Genomic DNA, 1,297 nt, shown 5'->3' on the forward strand with positions numbered 1-1,297 from the left:
CTGAGAATAGCAAGCGTTAGACCTGTGGCTGGCGGATGCAATATGCACGAACGTCTTTGGTCTTCCCGTCGTTCCAAATCATCCTCGCGCGAAGCCGATGAACGCTGCTTGATCTGCCCTGTTGCCAATGATGATGGAGCAAGGCTCGGGCGTCGTCATCCATGTCACCTCGATCCAGCGCGAGCTTCCGCCGTAGTCGGGCCTCGTCCGCCGATAGGAGAAGGCAAGATCTTTTTGGCTTGACGACACCGGCACCGAGCATGGATCCGGCGATCGCGCCGCCCAGCGTTCCCGCATCTCCCGGTTCAAGGTGATAAAGGCGCTCCCGACATAGCGTCCTGTGCCACGCTCAGCCATTAGGGCGAAAGCCGGCTTTCCGGGTTCACGCTCGACGCCGAGCAACTCGTGCTGGCGTCGGGTGATGGCTTTCCGCAAGGCTCCGAAGTTAGACAGGCCAGTCTCGTTCAATACGGCGATCTCACCGTCGATGATGGCGCTTTCCACGTCCAGTTCAGCGGCGGCCTTTCCGAGGGGGATGCCGATGGCGAAACTGTCCGAAGGCGACACGATCACGATGATGGCGAGGTGACGCTTGTTCATGATGACGGGACCGTCACGGTTCGGCTTCACGGCTACGACGTTCCGGTGACGACGCGCGGGGAACGCCTCGCCGAAATACCGGACCTCTCCACCGCGTCCGCCCTCGGCAATCGCGACAGCATGTTTGGCTTTCGACACATCGACACCGACGTAAAAAACGTTATCTTGCTCCATGGCTCGTCCTTTCTTCGCTTGGGGCTCGGCTCGGCACTCCCGAGCAACCCCCGTTTGCTTAACAGCTGCAAAGACTAAGGGCGGGCCGCCGCTCGGACCACGGTCATAACGTCTAATAGCCATCGCAACCTTACCCGCCAAATCGTCCTTGTTGCGCCAATATTTGACGAGCTTCTTTTCATACAGCTTTCGGAATCTCTCGAGTTTGGCCTTTTTCTCGAACTCGACCTTTTCCGCGGCCCACGTCTTGCGAGCACCGCCTTCGAGCAAAAACGCCACCGGTAGATACGCCTTGGGCGACGGCGTACTCGTACTCCATCTGGGTGTAGCTCTTACCCTTCAACTCTGAGCCGTACCGCTCTGCTACGATGAGTACGTAGTAGTCGCTGTCATCGATGCGCCGCTTAATGTAATCCCGTTGAGTGTCGTCGCTGGCTTGGAATGCCTCCATCCCCACAGGAATATGCCCGAGGGTTAAGAACGGCCTCGATGACCGACCGTCTTTCGTCCACCAAATCGGCAT

General features: G+C 58.4%; 2 protein-coding genes. Both read right to left on the reverse strand.

Translation table 11 applies throughout. The features are described from left to right. Positions 1-78: 78 nt before the first annotated feature. Positions 79-1,053, reverse strand: coding sequence for a DNA ligase-like domain-containing protein (locus NKJ91_RS33585; RefSeq protein WP_352458927.1), 975 nt, complete (start codon positions 1,051-1,053; stop codon positions 79-81). Next, on the reverse strand, positions 953-1,297 hold the full coding sequence (locus NKJ91_RS33590; RefSeq protein WP_352458926.1) for a DUF4062 domain-containing protein: 345 nt from the start codon (positions 1,295-1,297) through the stop codon (positions 953-955). Before NKJ91_RS33590 ends, NKJ91_RS33585 begins: the two co-directional genes overlap by 101 nt.

Origin of the sequence: Mesorhizobium sp. M0040 (assembly GCF_040323505.1) — a bacterium.
In the GTDB taxonomy this organism is placed as follows: domain Bacteria; phylum Pseudomonadota; class Alphaproteobacteria; order Rhizobiales; family Rhizobiaceae; genus Mesorhizobium.

Coding starts and splice junctions, on each gene's coding strand:
- NKJ91_RS33590 (WP_352458926.1), bottom strand. CDS start 1,297: ATGCCGATTTGGTGGACGAAAGACGGTCGGTCATCGAGGCCGTTCTTA.